The sequence below is a fragment of the Azospira sp. MPR-E4 genome, from assembly GCF_058809645.1.
The window spans coordinates 1-18,033 of the sequence record NZ_JBXAST010000064.1 but is presented as its reverse complement, the minus strand read 5'-3'; the positions used below and the strand labels follow the sequence as shown (position 1 = coordinate 18,033).

General features: G+C 66.4%; 21 protein-coding genes. 6 read left to right on the top strand and 15 right to left on the bottom strand.

Going from position 1 to position 18,033, the window contains the following annotated elements:
- Positions 1-978 (top strand): pyridoxal phosphate-dependent aminotransferase (locus AC1RTA_RS14590; RefSeq protein ID WP_492785115.1); only part of this gene is annotated, 978 nt, incomplete at its 5' end.
- A 152-nt stretch (positions 979-1,130) separates the two neighbouring features.
- On the opposite strand, the gene AC1RTA_RS14585 is transcribed toward AC1RTA_RS14590, so the two are convergent.
- The 4 genes from AC1RTA_RS14585 to hisG are packed head-to-tail and all read right to left on the bottom strand — an operon-like array spanning position 1,131 to position 4,195.
- On the bottom strand, positions 1,131-1,652 hold the full coding sequence (locus AC1RTA_RS14585; RefSeq protein ID WP_014236509.1) for a chromate transporter: 522 nt from the start codon (positions 1,650-1,652) through the stop codon (positions 1,131-1,133).
- Complete coding sequence (locus tag AC1RTA_RS14580) at positions 1,649-2,248, bottom strand: chromate transporter (RefSeq protein WP_492785114.1); 600 nt, start codon at positions 2,246-2,248, stop codon at positions 1,649-1,651. Before AC1RTA_RS14580 ends, AC1RTA_RS14585 begins: the two co-directional genes overlap by 4 nt.
- Positions 2,241-3,548 (bottom strand): histidinol dehydrogenase, encoded by a 1,308-nt coding sequence (gene hisD / locus AC1RTA_RS14575; RefSeq protein WP_492785113.1) that lies wholly within the window; start codon positions 3,546-3,548, stop codon positions 2,241-2,243. Before hisD ends, AC1RTA_RS14580 begins: the two co-directional genes overlap by 8 nt.
- A complete protein-coding gene (hisG, locus tag AC1RTA_RS14570) occupies positions 3,545-4,195 on the bottom strand; it encodes an ATP phosphoribosyltransferase (protein ID WP_152090556.1) in 651 nt (216 codons plus the stop codon). Before hisG ends, hisD begins: the two co-directional genes overlap by 4 nt.
- Positions 4,196-4,317: 122 nt before the next feature.
- On the opposite strand from hisG, the gene AC1RTA_RS14565 reads away from it, so the two are divergent.
- Positions 4,318-5,205, top strand: a complete 888-nt coding sequence (locus AC1RTA_RS14565; protein WP_130460145.1) for a cation diffusion facilitator family transporter — start codon at positions 4,318-4,320, stop codon at positions 5,203-5,205.
- A 24-nt stretch (positions 5,206-5,229) separates the two neighbouring features.
- Here the strand turns inward: AC1RTA_RS14565 and AC1RTA_RS14560 are convergent, their stop codons facing one another.
- The 11 genes from AC1RTA_RS14560 to AC1RTA_RS14510 all read right to left on the bottom strand — a co-directional run bounded on the left by AC1RTA_RS14560 (position 5,230) and on the right by AC1RTA_RS14510 (position 12,707).
- Positions 5,230-5,499, bottom strand: a complete 270-nt coding sequence (locus AC1RTA_RS14560) for a nitrogen fixation protein NifZ (RefSeq protein WP_492785112.1) — start codon at positions 5,497-5,499, stop codon at positions 5,230-5,232.
- A gap of 134 nt (positions 5,500-5,633) precedes the next feature.
- On the bottom strand, positions 5,634-6,887 hold the full coding sequence (gene murA, locus AC1RTA_RS14555) for a UDP-N-acetylglucosamine 1-carboxyvinyltransferase (RefSeq protein WP_014236503.1): 1,254 nt from the start codon (positions 6,885-6,887) through the stop codon (positions 5,634-5,636).
- Positions 6,880-7,125: a BolA family protein gene (locus AC1RTA_RS14550; RefSeq protein WP_492785111.1), complete on the bottom strand. Its 246-nt coding sequence runs from the start codon at positions 7,123-7,125 to the stop codon at positions 6,880-6,882. The genes murA and AC1RTA_RS14550 overlap by 8 nt, the downstream gene beginning before the upstream one ends.
- Positions 7,126-7,128: 3 nt before the next feature.
- Complete coding sequence (locus AC1RTA_RS14545) at positions 7,129-7,884, bottom strand: ABC transporter permease (protein WP_492785110.1); 756 nt, start codon at positions 7,882-7,884, stop codon at positions 7,129-7,131.
- Positions 7,881-8,804: an ABC transporter ATP-binding protein gene (locus AC1RTA_RS14540; RefSeq protein WP_492785109.1), complete on the bottom strand. Its 924-nt coding sequence runs from the start codon at positions 8,802-8,804 to the stop codon at positions 7,881-7,883. The genes AC1RTA_RS14545 and AC1RTA_RS14540 overlap by 4 nt, the downstream gene beginning before the upstream one ends.
- Positions 8,805-8,823: 19 nt before the next feature.
- On the bottom strand, positions 8,824-9,111 hold the full coding sequence (locus AC1RTA_RS14535) for an STAS domain-containing protein (RefSeq protein ID WP_014236499.1): 288 nt from the start codon (positions 9,109-9,111) through the stop codon (positions 8,824-8,826).
- Complete coding sequence (locus AC1RTA_RS14530; protein WP_014236498.1) at positions 9,111-9,740, bottom strand: MlaC/ttg2D family ABC transporter substrate-binding protein; 630 nt, start codon at positions 9,738-9,740, stop codon at positions 9,111-9,113. The genes AC1RTA_RS14535 and AC1RTA_RS14530 overlap by 1 nt, the downstream gene beginning before the upstream one ends.
- 97 nt (positions 9,741-9,837) lie before the next feature.
- The gene (locus tag AC1RTA_RS14525; RefSeq protein WP_205231112.1) at positions 9,838-10,557 is read right to left on the bottom strand and encodes an MlaA family lipoprotein; all 720 of its coding nucleotides are present in this window, start codon (positions 10,555-10,557) and stop codon (positions 9,838-9,840) included.
- 83 nt (positions 10,558-10,640) lie between these two features.
- Complete coding sequence (gene mlaD / locus AC1RTA_RS14520) at positions 10,641-11,111, bottom strand: outer membrane lipid asymmetry maintenance protein MlaD (protein ID WP_014236496.1); 471 nt, start codon at positions 11,109-11,111, stop codon at positions 10,641-10,643.
- Complete coding sequence (gene mlaE, locus AC1RTA_RS14515; RefSeq protein WP_014236495.1) at positions 11,111-11,893, bottom strand: lipid asymmetry maintenance ABC transporter permease subunit MlaE; 783 nt, start codon at positions 11,891-11,893, stop codon at positions 11,111-11,113. Before mlaE ends, mlaD begins: the two co-directional genes overlap by 1 nt.
- On the bottom strand, positions 11,886-12,707 hold the full coding sequence (locus AC1RTA_RS14510) for an ABC transporter ATP-binding protein (RefSeq protein ID WP_014236494.1): 822 nt from the start codon (positions 12,705-12,707) through the stop codon (positions 11,886-11,888). Before AC1RTA_RS14510 ends, mlaE begins: the two co-directional genes overlap by 8 nt.
- Before the next feature lie 157 nt (positions 12,708-12,864).
- On the opposite strand from AC1RTA_RS14510, the gene AC1RTA_RS14505 reads away from it, so the two are divergent.
- From AC1RTA_RS14505 to AC1RTA_RS14490, 4 genes are all read left to right on the top strand, one after another.
- On the top strand, positions 12,865-14,328 hold the full coding sequence (locus AC1RTA_RS14505) for a sigma-54-dependent transcriptional regulator (RefSeq protein WP_492785108.1): 1,464 nt from the start codon (positions 12,865-12,867) through the stop codon (positions 14,326-14,328).
- Positions 14,318-15,763: an AAA family ATPase gene (locus tag AC1RTA_RS14500; protein ID WP_492785107.1), complete on the top strand. Its 1,446-nt coding sequence runs from the start codon at positions 14,318-14,320 to the stop codon at positions 15,761-15,763. The genes AC1RTA_RS14505 and AC1RTA_RS14500 overlap by 11 nt, the downstream gene beginning before the upstream one ends.
- A 154-nt stretch (positions 15,764-15,917) precedes the next feature.
- Positions 15,918-17,822, top strand: a complete 1,905-nt coding sequence (gene mshL / locus AC1RTA_RS14495) for a pilus (MSHA type) biogenesis protein MshL (RefSeq protein WP_014236491.1) — start codon at positions 15,918-15,920, stop codon at positions 17,820-17,822.
- Positions 17,819-18,033 (top strand): hypothetical protein (locus AC1RTA_RS14490; RefSeq protein ID WP_492785106.1); only part of this gene is annotated, 215 nt, incomplete at its 3' end. The genes mshL and AC1RTA_RS14490, both read left to right, overlap by 4 nt.

The window sequence follows — 18,033 nt, the reverse complement described above, 5'->3', positions numbered from 1 at the left end:
CCCTCCCCCAAGGCCGTGGCCGCCATGCAGGCGGAGATCGGCCATGACGGCGCCAGCCTGCGCCTCTACCCGGACCCCAGCGCCGACCGGCTGAAGGAGGCGGTGGCCGCCTTCTACGGCGAATTCGGCATCAGCGCCAGGCAGGTCTTCGTCGGCAACGGCTCCGACGAGGTGCTGGCCCACGTTTTCATGGCCCTGCTGCAACATGACGCCCCCCTGCTCTACCCGGACATCAGCTACAGCTTCTACCCGGTCTATGCCGGCCTCTACGGCATTAGCGCCGAAACCGTGGCCCTGGACGGGGATTACGGCATCGACCTTTCCGCCTACCGCCGCGCCAACGGCGGCATCATCTTCCCCAATCCCAACGCTCCCACCGGCCGCCTGCTGCCCCTGGGAGAGATCGAGGCCCTGCTGACGGCCAACACAGAATCGGTGGTGGTGGTCGATGAGGCCTACGTGGACTTCGGCGGCCAGGACACAATCCCGACGGCGATTGCCCTGGTGAACCGCTTCCCCAACCTGCTGGTGGTGCACACCCTGTCCAAGTCCCGCTCCCTGGCGGGCCTGCGGGTGGGCTACGCGGTGGGCCACCCGGACCTGATCGAGGCCCTGGAACGGGTCAAGAACAGCTTCAACTCCTACCCCCTGGACCGCATCGCCATCGCCGGCGCCGTGGCCGCCCTGGAGGACCGGGCCTGGTTCGACCGCACCCGCAATGCGGTGATCGCCAGCCGGGAACAGCTGGTGAGCGACCTCACCCTGCTCGGCTTCCAGGTCCTGCCCTCTGCCGCCAACTTCGTCTTCGCCCGCCACCCGGGCCGGGACGGCGCCGAGCTGGCCCAGGCCCTGCGCCAGCGCAGCATCATCGTGCGCCACTTCAAGGCCCCGCGCATCGACCAGTTCCTGCGCATCACCATCGGCACCGACGAGCAGTGCGGCGCCCTGGTGGCAGCCCTCAAGGAAATCCTCGGCTAAGTTGCCGGCGCCCCCAAGACAAAGGCCCGTCCAGCTGGACGGGCCTTTTGTTTTCCCCCTGCCCTACGAGGCAGCAGGGACGCCACTCTCCACCACGGCATGGCCGGAAGGCGCGCAGATATTACCTCTCCAGCCACCGCTCCCGGACCGCCTCACACCCAGCCCAGCAAGCCCGCCACACCGCCCAGGCCGATCAGCCACAGGGGGTGCCACTTGGTCTTGAGCAGGGCGGCGGCCGTCAGGCCGGCCAGCAGCACCCCGCCCCAGCCGAGGCCGGCCGCCTGGCCGATGAGGAAGGCGGCGGCGAAAACCAGGCCCACCGCCAGGGGTGCCACTCCCAGCTGCACCGACTGCTGCCAGCGGGCACCGGCGAAGCGGTGCCAGTGCTGCATCAGCAGGTAGATCATGATGCCGGTGGGCAGCACCATGCCCAGGGAAGCGGCCAGGGCGCCGGGCACGCCCGCCACCTCCCAGCCGATCAGGCTCACCACCAGGCCGTTGGGGCCGGGGGCGGCCTGGGCGATGGCGTAGAGATGGGTGAAGGTGGCATCGTCCAGCCAGTGCTTTTCCAGCACCACCACCCGATGCATTTCCGGCAGCAGGGCCGAAGCGCCGCCGAAGGCGACGCAGAAGAGCAGGGCGAACTGGAAGAAGAGGTCGGCCAGCAGGCTCACGGCGCCCCCTTGCGTTTCAGGTGGGCGTAGGCGACGCCGGCGGCAAGCGCCAGCAAGGCCACCATGACGATGGGCATGGGCCAGCGCAGCAGGGCCACGGCGACGAACACCGCCAGGGTGAAAGGCAGGAACAGGCGCTTCACCTGCAAGGCCAGGCCCATGCGCAGGGCGGTGCCGAAGAGCAGACCGCAGCCCACCGCCGCCACGCCCCGCAACAGGCCCTGAACCTGGGGCAGCTGGCCGTAGCGGTCATAGAGCAGGCCCAGCAGCAGCACGATCAGCAGGGGGCCGCCGAAGAGGCCACTCACCGCGGCAATGGCGCCGCGGATGCCCTGGTAGCGGGAACCCACGGCGATGGAGAGGTTGGCCACATTGGGCCCGGGCAGGAACTGGCACAGGCCCAGGAGGGAATTGAATTCCTCCGCCGTCAGCCAGCGCCGCTCCTCCACCAGCATGCGCCGGGCAAAGGGCAGGACGCCGCCGAAACCGGAAATGCCGACGGAGGAAAAGCCGAGAAACAGCTGCCTGCACGTGACAGGGGCGGGAGAGTCGCCTCCCCCGCCCCCGGGCTGGTCCTGTGCGCCGGCCTCAGGCATCGAGGCGGTAGCGGGCCGACTGGGCGTGGGCCGGCAGGCCCTCCCCGTCCGCCAGGGTGGCGGCGATGCGGCCCAGGGTCTGGGCCCCGTCCTTCGACACCCGGATCAGGCTGGTGCGCTTCTGGAAGTCATAGACCCCCAGGGGCGAGGAAAAGCGGGCGCTGCCGGAGGTGGGCAGCACGTGGTTGGGGCCGGCGCAGTAGTCGCCCAGGGACTCGGAGGTGTAGGGGCCGATGAAGATGGCGCCGGCGTGGTGAATCTTCTCCACCCAGGCATCGGGCTCGGCCAGGGACAGTTCCAGGTGCTCCGGGGCCACCCGGTTGGCCATGGCCACGGCTTCTTCCAGATCCTGCACCAGGATCAGGGCGCCCCGGTTTTCCAGGGAGGTGCGGATCACGTCGCGGCGCGGCATGGTGGGCAGCAGCTTGTCGATGCTGGCCTGCACCTTCTCGATGTAGGCGGCGTCGGGGCAGATCAGGATGGACTGGGCCAGCTCGTCGTGTTCGGCCTGGGAGAAGAGGTCCATGGCCACCCAGTCCGGGTCCGTGGAACCGTCGGCCAGCACCAGGATTTCCGAGGGGCCGGCCACCATGTCGATACCGACGATGCCGAAGACCCGGCGCTTGGCGCAGGCCACGTAGGCATTGCCCGGGCCGACGATCTTGTCCACCTGGGGCACGGTTTCGGTGCCGTAGGCCAGGGCGGCCACGGCCTGGGCGCCGCCGATGGTGAAGACGCGATCCACGCCGGCCAGACAGGCGGCGGCCAGCACCAGGGCGTTGTGTTCGCCGCCGGGGGTGGGCACCACCATGATCAGTTCCTTGACCCCCGCCACCTTGGCCGGCAGGGCGTTCATCAGCACCGAGGAGGGATAGGCGGCCTTGCCGCCGGGCACGTAAAGGCCCACCCGGTCCAGGGGCGTCACCATCTGGCCGAGCATGGTGCCGTCGGCTTCGGTGTAGGTGAAGCCGGCACCCAGCTGGCGCTCGTGGTAGGTGCGGATGCGCTGGGCAGCCGCTTCCAGGGCGGCCCGGCGCTCGGCGGGAAGGCCGTCCAGGGCGGCCTGCAGCTCGGCCTTGGGCAGCTCCAGGGCGGCCATGCCGGCAACGGAGAGACGGTCGAAGCGGTTTGTGTATTCCACCACCGCGGCGTCGCCCCGGGCCTTGACGTCGGCCAGGATGCCGACCACGGTCTTTTCGATGTTCTCGTCCTGGGCGCCCTCGAAGGCCAGCAGTTCATCGAGGCGCTGCTGGAAATCGGCGTCGGCGCTGCTCAGGCGCTTGATGTTCACGCTGCTCATGCATTCTTCTCCACGGCCTGGGTAAAGGCGTCCAGGATGGGACCGAGAGTTTCCCGCTTAAGTTTCAGGGAAGCCTGGTTGACGATGAGACGGGAGGAGATGTCCATGATGTGTTCCACCTCCACCAGGTTGTTGGCCTTCAGGGTGCCGCCGGTGGACACCAGGTCCACGATGGCGTCCGACAGACCGGCCAGGGGCGCCAGTTCCATGGAGCCGTATAGCTTGATGAGGTCCACGTGCACGCCCTTGGCGGCAAAATGCTCCCGGGCGATTTTGGTGTACTTGGTGGCGATCTTCAAACGGGCGCCCTGGCGTACGGCATGCTCGTAGTCGAAGCCGGCGGGCACGGCCACGCTCATGCGGCACTTGGCGATCTTCAGGTCCAGGGGCTGGTACAGGCCGGCACCGCCGTGCTCGATCAGCACGTCCTTGCCGACCACGCCGAGGTCGGCGGCGCCATGCTGGACATAGGTCGGCGCATCGGTGGCGCGGACGATCACCACCCGCACGTCGGGCCGGTTGGTGGCGATGATCAGCTTGCGGGAGGTTTCGGGATTTTCGGCGGGCACGATGCCGGCCGCCGCCAGCAGGGGCAGGGTTTCTTCGAAGATGCGGCCCTTGGAGAGGGCGATGGTAATGCCGTTCACGGCGTTTTCCCGGGGCAAAAGAAGACATTTTACCGTATCGCCGCCCCGCCTTGGACCATGCTTCTTGGGCCGCGGCCGGGCTTATGGTAAAAGCATGACCTTCCCCCGCCTCCGGACAGCCCATGAGCGCCATCATCTACGCCCTTTCCGCCAACGCCGGCATCGCCGCCTCCAAGGCCGTGGCAGCCGCCTACACCGGCTCCTCCGCCATGCTGGCCGAAGCCGTGCACTCCGCCGCCGACTGCGCCAACCAGCTGCTGTTGCTGCTGGGCATCAGGCAGGCCAGGCGGCAGCCGACACCGGACCACCCTTTGGGCTTCGGCAAAGCCACCTACTTCTGGTCCTTCATGGTGGCCATCATGCTCTTCTCCCTGGGCGGCGCCTTTTCCATCTACGAGGGCGTGCACAAGCTGTCCCACCCGGAGCCCCTGGCAAATCCCTGGGTCGCCATCATCGTCCTGGGCGTCGGCGTGCTGCTGGAAGCCTGGTCCCTGCGCGGCTGCATCCACGAAATCCGCGAGAAGGCGGGCGACATGCCGCTATGGCGCTATTTCCGCGACAGCCGGGAGTCGGAGCTGATCGTGGTCATGGGCGAGGACATCGCCGCCCTGGCCGGTCTGACCCTGGCCCTGGGCGCCATCCTGCTTTCCCTCGCCACCGGCAATCCGGCTTTCGACGCCTGGGGCAGCATCGCCGTCGGCGCCCTGCTGGTGGTGGTGGCCATCGGCGTCGGCCTGGAGGTGAAGGCCCTGCTCATCGGCCAGAGCGCCGAGCCCGCCGCCCATGCGGCCATGGAGCAGTGGCTGCGGCAGCGCCCGGAGGTGGAAACCCTCTACAACCTGATTTCCTTCCAGATGGGCAGCTACCTCTTCGTCGCGGTGAAGGCCCGCATGGCCGAACAGCAGAGTGCCAGCGGCCTCATCGACCAGATCAATGCGGTGCAGGACGCCCTCAAGGCATCCTTCCCGGACGTGCGCTGGGTCTTCTTCGAACCGGACGACAAGGGCTAGGGCCGCGCCCCACCCTCGGCAGGCTCAGACCAGGGCCGCGGCTTCGGCCTCGTCCTGGGTCAGTTCCTCGGGCAGGCAACCGACGGGCGGACCGAGCACCCCGTCGGTGCCTTCGAAGCGCACCAGGATGATTTCCTGGCGCATGTCGGCCGCGGCGGCACCGATCTGCACCACCACGCCGCGGCTTCCCGGCCGGGCGAAGACCGCATCTTCCGGCTGCTCGGGCACGCCGCCGTCGTTCTGGATGGTTTCCCGGGCGAAGATGACGTCGCCGATATTGAGGTAGTTGGGCATGGGCTTTCTCCATTGAGGACAGCCCCATCCAGCAATCTTGATGCCTGGACGAAATCCCTTGTTTTTCATGCAGTTAAAAAAAGCCCCGTTGTCGCATGCACGACAACGGGGCTTTTTTGTCGGGGAACGGCGGTTCAGCGCACCCGGCGCACGCTGGCCCCCAGCTTGGAAAGCTTCTCCTCGATGCGCTCGTAGCCCCGGTCCAGGTGGTAGATGCGCTCGATCAGGGTCTCGCCCTTGGCCACCAGGGCGGCGATGACCAGGGAGGCGGAGGCCCGCAGGTCGGTGGCCATCACCGTGGCCCCTTCCAACTGGGGCACGCCCTTGACCACCGCGGTGTTGCCGTTGATGTCGATGGCGGCGCCCAGGCGGGCCAGTTCCACCGCATGCATGAAGCGGTTCTCGAAAATGGTCTCGCGGATGGTGGCGGCGCCGTCGGCCACGGTGTTGAGGGCCATGAACTGGGCCTGCATGTCCGTGGGGAAGGCGGGATAGGGGGCGGTGCGGATGCTGACGGCCTTGAGGCGGGCCGGGGCCTTGAGGCTGATGGCGTCGCGCTCGGTCTGGATGTCGCAGCCGGCGTCCATGAGCTTGTCGATGACCGCATCCAGATAGGCGGAGGAAGTGCGAGTCAGGCGCACCTCGCCGCCGGTGGCGGCGGCGGCACAGAGGTAGGTGCCGGTCTCGATGCGGTCCGGCATGATGCGGTGGGTGGCACCGTGGAGCTTGTCCACGCCCTGGATGCGGATGACGTCGCTGCCGGCACCGGAGATGCGGGCACCCATGGAGATGAGGCAGTTGGCCAGATCCACCACTTCCGGTTCCCGGGCGGCGTTCTCGATCACGGTTTCGCCCTCGGCCAGCACAGCGGCCATCATCAGGTTCTCGGTGCCGGTGACGGTAACCATGTCGGTGCAGATGCGGGCGCCCTTGAGGCGGCTGGCCTTGGCATGGATGTAGCCGTGCTCCACCTTGACCTCGGCCCCCATGGCCTGCAGACCCTTGATGTGCTGGTCCACCGGCCGGGCACCGATGGCACAGCCGCCGGGCAGGGACACCTTGGCCTCGCCGCAGCGGGCCACCAGGGGGCCCAGCACCAGCACGGAGGCGCGCATGGTCTTGACCAGGTCGTAGGGAGCCACCGGGTTGTTGAGGCCCTTGGCGTCCAGGACCACGCCGTCGGCGCCGTCCAGGGTCACTTCCAGGCCCATCTGGCCGAGCAGGCCGAGCATGGTGGAGACATCGTTGAGGTGGGGCAGACTGGACAGGCGCAGGGGCTCGGCCGACAGCAGGGAGGCGCAGAGGATGGGCAGGGCCGCATTCTTGGCGCCGGAAATGGCCACTTCGCCGCGCAGGGGCGTGCCGCCCTGGATGAGGAGCTTATCCACGCTGGGCCTCCCATTCTTCCGGGGTGAAGGTCTTGAAGGAGAGGGCGTGGATTTCGCCGCTGTCCAGACGGTCCTTGATGGTCAGGTAAACCCGTTGCTGGCGCTGCACCCGGTTCTTGCCGGCGAACTCGGCACTGACGATCACCGCTTCAAAGTGATGGCCGTCCCCGTCGATCCGGATATGGTCGCAGGGCAATCCCTCCTGGATGTAGGTTTGGATGTCTTCGGGTCTTACCATGGGTCAGGCTCTCAATTTGTAGCCCCGCTTGAGCAGGGCCAGGGTCAGCGCGGTGAGCGCGGCAAAGCAGACGGACACCACCAGCAGGCTTTGTAGCGGAGCGGCGTCGGAAACACCGAAAAAGCCGTAGCGGAAACCGTCGATCATATAGAACACGGGGTTGAAATGGGACACCTGCTGCCAGAAGGGCGGCAGGCTGTAAATGGAGTAGAAGACGCCGGAGAGCATGGTCAGCGGCATGATCAGGAAGTTCTGGAAGGCCGCCAGCTGGTCGAACTTGTCGGCCCAGATGCCGGCGATCATGCCCAGGGCCCCCAGCATGGCGCCGCCGAGCACGGCAAAGGCCAGGGCCCACAGGGGATGGGCCAGTTGCAGGGGGGCGAAGGCCAGCGTCATCAGCAGCACCCCCAGCCCCACCACCACGCCCCTGGCCAGGGCCGCCAGGACGTAGGCGAGGAAAAACTCGCCGTAGGCGATGGGCGGCAGCAGCACGAACACCACGCTGCCGGTGACCTTGGATTGGATCAGGGACGAGGAGGAATTGGCGAAGGCGTTCTGCAGCACCGACATCATCACCAGCCCGGGCACAAGGAAAGCGGTGTAGGTGACGCCGTGGATACGGGTGTTTTCATCCAGCACGTGGGCGAAGATGAGCAGGTACAACAGGGCCGTCAGCACCGGTGCCGCCACGGTCTGGAAACCGACCTTCCAGAAACGCAGCACTTCCTTGTAGAACAGGGTGCGAAAGCCCAACATCATGGCTGCACCGCCTCCCGGCTGACTTCGCCGCGCATCAGGCGAACGAAGACTTCTTCGAGGTCCGGCTCGTCCAGCTTCAGGTCGGCGACGCCGCAACCTGCCTGGCGCAGGTCGGCCAGCACCTGTTCCAGTTCGGCAAAGCCCGCCAGCCGCAGGCGGCAGACGGCCCCCTCCCGGGACAGCAGGCGCGGCGCCAGGGCCGCGGGCAGATCGCCCTGGCCCAGGCGCAGGGTCAGGGTGTGGCCGGAAAACTGGCGCAACAGGCTGGCCGTCTCATCCAGGGCCACCAGTTGCCCCTGCTTGAGCATGCCGATGCGCCCGCACAGGGTTTCCGCCTCTTCCAGGTAATGGGTGGTGAGAATGATGGTGTGGCCCTCGCCGTTGAGGCGGCGGATGAACTCCCACAGCCCCTGGCGCAGTTCCACATCGACGCCGGCGGTGGGCTCGTCGAGGACGATCACCGGCGGCCTGTGCACCAGGGCCTGGGCCACCAGCACGCGCCGCTTCATGCCGCCGGAGAGACGGCGCATGTTGGTATTGGCCTTGGCGGTGAGGTCCAGGTTTTCCAGAATCTCGTCGATCCAGGCATCGTTGTTGCGGATGCCGAAATAGCCGGACTGGATGCGCAGGGTTTCGCGCACGGAAAAGAAGGGGTCGAAGACCAGCTCCTGGGGCACCACGCCCAGCAGGCGCCGGGCCTCCCGATAGTCGGCCACCACGTCGCGGCCAAGCACCCGGACGCTGCCGGCATCGGGCCGGGCCAGGCCGGCAAGGCAGGAAATCAGCGTGGTCTTGCCGGCGCCGTTGGGCCCCAGAAGGCCGAAGAACTCGCCCTCGGCGATTTCCAGGGAGACTCCGGCCAGGGCCTGCAGGGAGCCGAAGCGCTTGGCGACACGATCGAAGTGGACAGCAGTGCCCATGGGATTCCGGGCGACAGGCTCAGGCCAGGGGCAGGAGGTCGGAAATACCGTACAGCTCCGCCAGGCTCAACAGGCCGGCGGGAGGCGCAACGATATCCAGCTGACGGCCCTGGGTCTGGGCACGGCGCAGCCAGGCGAAGAGCAGGGTCAGAGCCGAGGAATCGGCCTCGGTCACGGCGGACAGATCGACCCGGGTTAGCCCGGGCGTGGCGGCCAGGGCATCCTGGCCCTGGGCCAGGAGTTCCCGTGCATTGGCAATCACCATGGGGGCAGTCACCCTCAGGGTGGAACCTTCAATGGAGATCATCACTTCTTACCGGCGGCAGCGGCTTCCAGGCCCTTATTCTTGGCAGCCAGGGTGCTGATCAGGCCATCGACGCCATTGGCGCGGATTTCCTGGGTGAAGGATTCACGGTAGTTGGTCACCAGGGAAACGCCGGCCACCACTACGTCATAGACCTTCCAGCCGTCGGCCTGCTTGTCCAGGGCGTAGTCCAGGCCGATATGCTTGCCGTTGGTCTGGTGCACCAGGGTGCGCACGGTCACGTCGGTTTCGCCGGCCTGCATCTTGAAGGGCTTGTACTCGACGGTCTGATCCTTGTAGGCGGTCAGGGCGTTGGAATAGGTACGCACCAGCAGGATGCGGAATTCATTGGTCAGCCGGGTCTTCTGCTCGGCGCTGGTCTTGGACCACTCGCGGCCCAGGGCCAGGGCGGTCATGCGGGTGAAGTTGAAGTGAGGCAGCACCTTGGTTTCCACCAGGTCGATGGCCTTCTTGGTGTTGCCGTTCTGCAGGTCCTTGTCGGCGCGGACCACGGCCAGCACCTCATCGGTCACTTTCTTGACCAGCACATCGGGGGCCATGTCATCGGCGAAAACGGGAGCCGACAGGAGACCGAAGCTGAGAATGGTGAAAAGGACACGAATGGCTTTCATGGCGCAATCTCTCTAATTGGGAAGCGGATTTTAACTTAGGGGGGAGCACAAAGACATACCCCGCCTGGCGGCGGGGTATGGTCAGGAGGGGGAAGACTCAGTCCTCAAGCTTTTCCCGGGGCGGGTTGCCGTCGTAAACCAGGCTCTTGCGGCGCTGCAGATAGGCATCGCGCATATAGGAGTACTTGTCCAGGGCGGCATCGTCGATGACCTTCTCCGCCGGCAGCAGGGAAGCGCGGGTATCCACCAGGCGCAGCACGGCCAGGCTGTTGCGGGTCGGCACGTGATCCACGTTCCACACCGGATCAACAGCCACATCCACCACGTAACCGGCGGTATCACGCACGGTGCGGGAGCCGATGAACGGCCACACCACGTAGGCGCCTTCGCCCACACCCCAGCGGCCGAAGGTCTGACCGAAGTCCTCGTCGTGCTTTTCCAGACCGGCGGGCGTGGCCACATCGAACACGCCAAGAATGCCGACCGTAGTATTCAGCAGGAAGCGACCGGCATCGGAGGCGGCGTCGGCGGGCTTGCCCTGCAGCAGGTTGTTCACGGCGATGAAGACGTCGGCGATGTTGCCGAAGAAATTGCCGACCCCGGTCTGCACCGGCTGGGGCAGGACGTAGTCGTAACCCTGGGCCACCGGCTTGATGATGGCCTTGTCCAGGCCGTCATTGAAGGAGAACATGGCCCGGTTGAAACCTTCCAGGGGATCCTTGGGGTTGTTGGCGGTGCTGGCACAGCCGGAGAGTCCGGCCAGCAAAGCCGTGGCTAGCGCGAACATACCGAAACGCTTGGCTACCTTCTTATCCACTTTTGTCCCTCGAAATATCGATAGTTAGTTATTTGTGCGTCGCGCCAAGCATGCCAGAGGAATGAAGCCATGGCAAAACCGGCTTACTTCTTGTCCTGTCCTTCGGATGCCTTGTTAAACAGGAACTGGCTGATCAGTTTCTCCAGCACCACCGCCGACTGGGTCTTGGAGATGGAGTCGCCGGGGGAGAGCATTTTCTCGTCCCCGCCCACATCCAGCCCGATGTACTGCTCACCAAGCAGGCCGGAAGTCAGGATCGAAGCAAAAGTATCCTTCGGAAACTTGAAACGGGTATCCACCGTCATGGTCACCACGGCTTCGTAGGTCTGGGGATCGAAATGGATTTCCGACACCCGACCCACCACCACACCGGCACTTTTCACCGGACCGCGGACCTTCAGGCCCCCGATATTATCAAACTTGGCCTGCAGGACGTAGGTCTCGGCAAAGTTGGAACCGGACAGATTCCCCACTTTTAGTGCCAAAAACAACAGTGACAGGAAACCAATAGCGACAAAAACACCGACCCACAGGTCGAGCACCTTACGATTCATCAAGCCCCCCGGAACATAAACGAGGTGAGAACAACATCCAGCGCCAGGATAACCAGGGCCGACGTCACCACAGTGCGCGTAATCGCGCGAGAAACCCCCTCGGCGGTCGGCGCCGAGTCATAGCCTTCAAATACGGAAATCCACGACACGGCGGCACCGAACACCACGCTCTTGATGACGCCGTTGAGGATGTCTTCGCGGAAATCGACGGAAGCCTGCATCTGGGACCAGAAAGCGCCGTCATCGACGCCGATCAGCACCACGCCGACCAGCCAGCCGCCGAACACCCCCATGGCCGAGAACAGGGCCGCCAGGAAGGGCATGGAAATGACACCACCCCAGAAACGGGGCGCCACCACCCGGGCCAGGGGATTGACGGCCATCATGTCCATGGCCTTCAACTGCTCGGTGGCCTTCATCAGGCCGATTTCCGCCGTGATGGAGGAACCGGCCCGGGAGGCGAACAGCAGGGCCGCCACCACGGGACCCAGCTCCCGCACCAGGGACAGGGCCACCAGGATGCCCAGGGCTTCGGAGGAACCGAAGCGCTGCAGGGTTTCATAGCCCTGCAGCCCCAGCACCATGCCGACGAAGAGGCCGGAAACGGTGATGATGAGCAGGGACAGCACGCCACTGAAATAGACTTCCCGGACCGTCAGGTTGGGCCGGGTCAGGCACTGGCCGGAATAACGCAGGACGGCCCAGAAGAAGCGGCTGGCAAAACCCAGCTGCCAGATACGATCCACCAGGCTGGCGCCCAGCCGACGCAACAAATCAGCCACGCACACCTCCCAGCAGGGAATCGGCCACGGACACCGCCGGGTAATGGAAAGGCACCGGGCCGTCGGCCTCGGCATGAACGAACTGATGCACGAAGGGGTCCCGGGAGGCCCGGATCTCGTCCGGCGTGCCCTGGGCCACGACCCGTCCGGCAGACATGAAATAGATGTAGTCGACGATCTGCAGGGACTCCTGGATATCGTGGGTGACCATGATGGAGGTCGCACCCAGGGCATCGTTGAGCTTGCGGATCAGCTGGCCGATGACGCCCAGGGAAATGGGATCGAGGCCGGTGAAGGGCTCGTCGTACATGATCAGCATGGGGTCCAGGGCCACCGCCCGGGCCAGGGCCACCCGGCGGGCCATGCCGCCGGAAAGCTCGTTCGGCATCAGCCCGGCGGCGCCGCGCAGGCCGACGGCCTGCAGTTTCAGCAGCACCATGTCGCGGATCAGCTCTTCCGGCAGATCGGTATGTTCCCGCATCTGGAAAGCCACGTTGTCGAACACGGACATGTCGGTGAACAGGGCGCCGAACTGGAACAGCATGCCCATGCGGCGGCGCAGGGCATAGAGTTCCCGGGTATTCATGCGGTGCACCGCATGGCCGGCCACCTTGACCTCGCCCGCACTGGGACGCAGCTGGCCGCCGATCAGGCGCAACAGGGTGGTTTTGCCGCAGCCGCTGCCGCCCATGATGGCCACCACCTTGCCCTTGTGGAAGCTCATGTCGATACCTTCCAGCACCTTGCGGGGGCCGGAATCGGTATCGTAGGCGAAGTTGAGGCCGCGTATTTCGACCAGACTCTCGGTCGGCACGGAAAATCCTTGCTGAAAAAACCAAAGGGGGCGATTTTAGCAGATAGGCCCTGGGGCTCCGTGAAAAATTCCAGCGAAACTCCCGGGGAAGTGGCGTATTTTGGCCACATAAAGCGCTGCAAGCCCCCTTGCTGCCACCAATTTCGAGCGAACGAAAATGCCCGATAAAAGCGCCTTCCCCGCGGCATCGTCACGCCCCCTGCTGCTGATCGTGGACGACGACCCCCTGATCAGCGACACGCTAGCCTATTCCCTGGCGTCCTCGTTCGAAGTCCTCACCAGCCCCTCCCGCAGCCACTGTGCCAGCCTGCTGCGCCAACTGCGCCAGCCACCCGATCTGGCCCTGGTGGACCTGGGACTGCCGCCCCTGCCCCACCAGCCGGACGAAGGCTTTGCCCTCATCGGCGAACTGCTGGCCCAGTCGCCGGCCATGCGCATCCTGGTGCTTTCCGGCCAGGACGGGGAAGCCCACGGCCGCCACGCCCGCACCCTGGGGGCGGTGGACTTCATCGCCAAACCGGCCGACCCCGCCCTCCTGCGCCAGGCCCTGCTGAACAGCCTCACCTTCCGCGAGGCGGCCCCGGCCGATTCGCCCCTCCTGGGCCACAGCGAACCCATGGAGAAGCTGCGGGCCCAGATCCACCACTACGCCGACTCCCCGTTTCCGGTGCTGATCGAAGGCGAATCGGGCAGCGGCAAGGAAATCGTCGCCCACCAGCTGCACCTGGCCACCGGCCGCCGCGACAAGCCCTACCTGGCCCTCAACTGTGCCGCCATCTCCCCCACCCTGCTCGAGCCCACCCTGTTCGGCCACGCCAAGGGTGCCTTCACCGGAGCCGCCGGCGCCCGCAGCGGCTATTTCGAGGACGCGGCGGACGGCACCCTGTTTCTCGACGAAATCGGCGAACTGCCCCTGGAGCTGCAGCCCAAGCTGCTGCGGGTCCTGGAAAACGGCGAGTTCCAGCGGGTCGGCGAAACCCAGAGCCGCCGCAGCAACGCCCGCATCGTCGCCGCCACCAACCGGGACCTGAAAAGGGAGGTGCGCGAGGGACGCTTCCGGGCCGACCTCTACCACCGCCTCTCCGTATTCAGCATCCTGGTCCCGCCCCTGCGGGAAATGGGCCGGGACCGGCAGGAACTCCTGGAGCACTTCCGCCAGCGCTATGCCCAGCAGAGCCACCTCCCGCCCTTCCGGCTGGACGAGCCGGCCCGGGCCCTGTGGGATGGCTATGCCTTCCCCGGCAATGTGCGGGAGCTGCGCAACATCGTCATCCGCCTCACCGCCAAATACCCGGGCCAAACGGTGACGGCTGAACAGCTGGCCGGCGAACTGGACCTGCCCCAGCCCGATACCGGTCCCCGCCACGACCAGCCCGTGACACCCGACATCCGGGCCGCCCGGGAGCACCTGCAGCAGGCCCCGGCCGGTTTCGACCTGGACCAGCACCTGGCCCGCTGGGAAAAAGCCTATGTGGAGGCCGCCCTGCAGATCACCCAGGGCAACCTGAGCCAGGCAGCCCGCCTGCTCGGCATCAACCGCACCACCCTGCACGCCCGCCGGGACAGCCTGGAGCGCCTGCCCAGCCAGGGCCAAGGAAACGAGGACCGCCATGTACCTTGAACACTACGGCCTGCGGGAGGCTCCGTTCCGCATCACCCCGCACACCGACTTCTTCTTTGCCGGCGGCAACCGGGGCGCCACCCTGGAAGCCCTGATCTACGCCATCAGCAACGACGAGGGCATCGTCAAGGTGACGGGCGAGGTGGGCAGCGGCAAGACCATGCTGTGCCGCATGCTGCTGGAAAAGCTGCCGGCCACGGTGGAGACGGTCTACCTGGCCAACCCCTCCTATTCCCGGGACGAGATTCTCCATGCCCTGGCCGCCGAGCTGCTGCTGGAGCTGCCCGAAGGACGCCCCTCCCTGCTGCTCAAGGCCCTGCAGGAACGCCTGCTGCAAAGCTATGCCGCCGGACGCCGGGTGGTGGTGCTGATCGACGAGGCCCATGCCATGCCGGGGGAAACCCTGGAGGAAATCCGCCTCCTCTCCAACCTGGAATCCTCCCGCCACAAGCTCCTGCAGATCGTCCTCTTCGGCCAGCCGGAGCTGGACGAGCGCCTGGCCCAGCCGGACCTGCGCCAGCTGAAGGAACGCATCACCCACAACTTCGGCCTGGAGCCCCTGCACCGCACCGACATCGGCCCCTACCTGATGTTCCGCCTGCGGGCAGCGGGCTACCACGGGCCCGACATCTTCAGCCCGCGGGCCCTGCAGGACATCGATGCGGCTTCGGAAGGCCTCACCCGGCGCATCAACATCCTGGCCGACAAGGCCATGCTGGCCGCCTTCGCCGCCAACACCCACCTGGTGGACCAGCCCCAGGTCCAGGCTGCGGTGAAGGACGCCCAGTTCGCCCCCCTGCCGGCCGCCAACAAGGCAAGTCCCCTGCGCCCCATGCTGCTGGCCCTGCCCCTGGGCCTCGCCCTCACCCTCGGCGCCTACTGGGCAGGACGGCAAAGCGTCGCCGTCGACGCGGCGCCGCCCGCGGCTGCCGCCGCACCCACCGCCCAGACACCCGCCACCACGCCATCAGCGGCCGCCCCGGAAGCTGTCACAGCCCCCGAGGCAACGCAGGCGCCCCAGGAGCCAGTGGCAACCCCGGGGGCCGAATCCGCACCAGCGGAAACGCCGGCGGCCACCTCCGCCGCCCCGCTCCCCGCCGACCTGCCGCCAAACACCGGCCGCCTCACCCGACAAGCCCTGGCGGCACACCAGGCCTGGCTGCCCCAGGCCGACGACCGCCACTATGTACTGCAACTGCTGGCGGTGAGGGGTTCCGCCACCCGGGAAGTGGAAGCCTTCCTGGCCCAGGCCGCCCGCGACCTGCCCCCCGGGACGCTGCGCGCCTACTACCGGACGGCGGCGGAGGGACCGCGCTGGGGCGTGACCTACGGCGATTTTCCGGACCGCAATAGCGCCGTGACGGCCCTGGCCGCCCTTCCCGAAGCCATCCGCAACACCCGCCCTTACCCGCGGCAGGTGCAGCGGCTACGTTAAAAAAAGGGAAAACAGGCGAAAAAGTGTGAGGAAAGCCCAATTTCCACCAAAAAAAACATGCTAGAGTGAATCGAAGCTTCAAAAATAATCAACGTTAAAACATAGCGTTACATAAGAACGGCCCCATAACGAGACAACCGATAAGGCCCGCCCCATGAAGCCTGCCCATTACGGCCCCCGCCCCGACGGCCTCCCGTCGTTGCCCAAGCATTTCCCCGTGCGCGCCCTGCTGGCAGCACTATCCTTGGGACTGCTCGGCGCCTGCGCCTCTCCCGTTGCCAAGGACCCCAGCAAGGCCCACCTGCAGGCAGACTCGGCGCCCGTGGTCAGCGGCGCCATTCCGGCACCGGTGATGCAGACGGCGGCCTTGCCCAAACCCCGGATTGCCCCCCGCACCGAGACCTATTCGGTGGTGGTGAACAACGTCAAGGTACAGGAGCTGCTGTTCGCCCTGGCCCGGGACGCCAAGCTCAACGTGGATATCCACCCGGGCATCAGCGGCACGGTGACCCTCAACGCCATCGACCAGACCCTGCCCCAGATCCTCAACCGCCTGGCCAAGCAGGTGGACATGCGCTTCGAACTGGACGGCCCCAATCTGGCGGTGATGCCGGACACGCCCTACCTGCGCAATTACAAGATCGACTACGTGAACATGACCCGGGACACCGCCGGCACCGTCTCGGTCACCACCCAGATCGCCACCGCCGGCGCCGGCGCCAGCACCACCGGCACCACCACGGTCCCGGGCACCGCCGGCAGCGGCAACAGTTCCGTCACCCGCATCGAGAACAAGGCCCAGCACCATTTCTGGGACAACCTGATCCAGAACATCAAGGACATCCTGCGGGAAACCGACAAGGTCATGCCCGAAGGCTCCTCGGAAACGGTCACCGAAGTGGCGGCCACCCAGACCACCACCGGCACCGGCACGCCGCCGGCGGCCGGCAGCCGCACCTCGGCCCCCGCCACCAGCCTGGCGGGCAGCGCCAATCCGGCCACCCTGCAGAACAGCGGTGCCATGGTGGTGCGGCGCACCACCTTCCGGGAGGCCGCCTCGGTCATGGCCCACCCGGAAACGGGCATCGTCACGGTGCGCGCCACCTCCCGGCAGCACGAGAAAATCCAGGAATACGTGGACCAGGTGATGGGCAGCGCCCGGCGCCAGGTTCTGATCGAGGCCACCATCGCCGAAGTGCGGCTGGACCAGAACTACCAGCAGGGCATCAACTGGAGCCGCATCACCGGCGGCGCCGCCGGCTTCACCTTGACCCAGACCCTGGGCGGTGCCGTGGCCGGCATCATCGCCAGCGGCAGCAATTTCGAGATCGGCTACAAGAACTCCACCTCCGGCGGCGGCTTCACCAGCGCCCTGCGCCTGCTGGAAACCTTCGGCACGGTGAAGGTGCTGTCCAGCCCCAAGATCAGCGTCCTCAACAACCAGACGGCAGTGATCAAGGTGGTGGACAACCACGTCTATTTCACCATCAAGGCCGACACCAGCCAGAACCAGGTGAACACCGTCACCACCTACACCACCACCCTCAACTCGGTGCCGGTGGGCTTCGTCATGAACGTCACCGCCCAGATCAGCGGCGACGACACGGTGCTGCTCAACATCCGCCCCAGCATCTCCCGGGTGGTGGATGAAATCCCCGACCCCAATCCGGCCTTGAAGAAGGGCATCAACGGCCTGGCCGACAGCATCGAGAGCAAGGTCCCGGTGATCCGCACCCGGGAGATGGAATCGGTGCTGCGGGTGGAAAACGGCAACATCGCCGTCATGGGCGGCCTCATGGAAGAGATGCTGCAGAACCGGGCCGACAGCGTTCCCGGACTCTCCCGCCTGCCCGTGGCCGGCGGCCTCTTCTCGGCCAAGGACGACTCCCTGCAGAAGACCGAACTGGTCATCTTCCTGCGCCCGGTCATCATCCGCGAAGCCAGCATCGGCGGCGACTACGCCAACCTGAGGGACGCCCTGCCGACCAAGGACTTCTTCGCCAACAACCCGGGGCCCCAGCAGCAGATGGCGCCCTCCGGCATGGAGCCGCGGCCGTGAGCCTGCTCATGGATGCCCTGAAGAAGGCGGAGGAGGCCAAGCGCAACGCGGCCCCCGCCACCGGGGCGCCCGGCGAACTGAGCCTGGAGCCGGTGAGCCCCCAGCCCGGCAGCCAGGGGCAGTCGCCCCTGCCCAACCTGGACGACCACCTGGCAACGGTGGATGCCGACCTGGCGGCGGTGGCCGCCAGCCCGGCGCCCAGCCCCGCCGC

What these genes read in the sequence shown, in the direction of transcription:
- AC1RTA_RS14580 (WP_492785114.1), bottom strand. Translation starts at nt 2,248, where the DNA reads ATGCCTGAGGCCGGCGCACAGGACCAGCCCGGGGGCGGGGGAGGCGAC.
- hisD (WP_492785113.1), bottom strand. Translation starts at nt 3,548, where the DNA reads ATGAGCAGCGTGAACATCAAGCGCCTGAGCAGCGCCGACGCCGATTTC.
- AC1RTA_RS14565 (WP_130460145.1), top strand. Translation starts at nt 4,318, where the DNA reads ATGAGCGCCATCATCTACGCCCTTTCCGCCAACGCCGGCATCGCCGCC.
- AC1RTA_RS14560 (WP_492785112.1), bottom strand. Translation starts at nt 5,499, where the DNA reads ATGCCCAACTACCTCAATATCGGCGACGTCATCTTCGCCCGGGAAACC.
- AC1RTA_RS14550 (WP_492785111.1), bottom strand. Translation starts at nt 7,125, where the DNA reads ATGGTAAGACCCGAAGACATCCAAACCTACATCCAGGAGGGATTGCCC.
- AC1RTA_RS14545 (WP_492785110.1), bottom strand. Translation starts at nt 7,884, where the DNA reads ATGATGTTGGGCTTTCGCACCCTGTTCTACAAGGAAGTGCTGCGTTTC.
- AC1RTA_RS14540 (WP_492785109.1), bottom strand. Translation starts at nt 8,804, where the DNA reads ATGGGCACTGCTGTCCACTTCGATCGTGTCGCCAAGCGCTTCGGCTCC.
- AC1RTA_RS14535 (WP_014236499.1), bottom strand. Translation starts at nt 9,111, where the DNA reads ATGATCTCCATTGAAGGTTCCACCCTGAGGGTGACTGCCCCCATGGTG.
- AC1RTA_RS14530 (WP_014236498.1), bottom strand. Translation starts at nt 9,740, where the DNA reads ATGAAAGCCATTCGTGTCCTTTTCACCATTCTCAGCTTCGGTCTCCTG.
- mlaD (WP_014236496.1), bottom strand. Translation starts at nt 11,111, where the DNA reads ATGAATCGTAAGGTGCTCGACCTGTGGGTCGGTGTTTTTGTCGCTATT.
- AC1RTA_RS14505 (WP_492785108.1), top strand. Translation starts at nt 12,865, where the DNA reads ATGCCCGATAAAAGCGCCTTCCCCGCGGCATCGTCACGCCCCCTGCTG.
- AC1RTA_RS14500 (WP_492785107.1), top strand. Translation starts at nt 14,318, where the DNA reads ATGTACCTTGAACACTACGGCCTGCGGGAGGCTCCGTTCCGCATCACC.
- mshL (WP_014236491.1), top strand. Translation starts at nt 15,918, where the DNA reads ATGAAGCCTGCCCATTACGGCCCCCGCCCCGACGGCCTCCCGTCGTTG.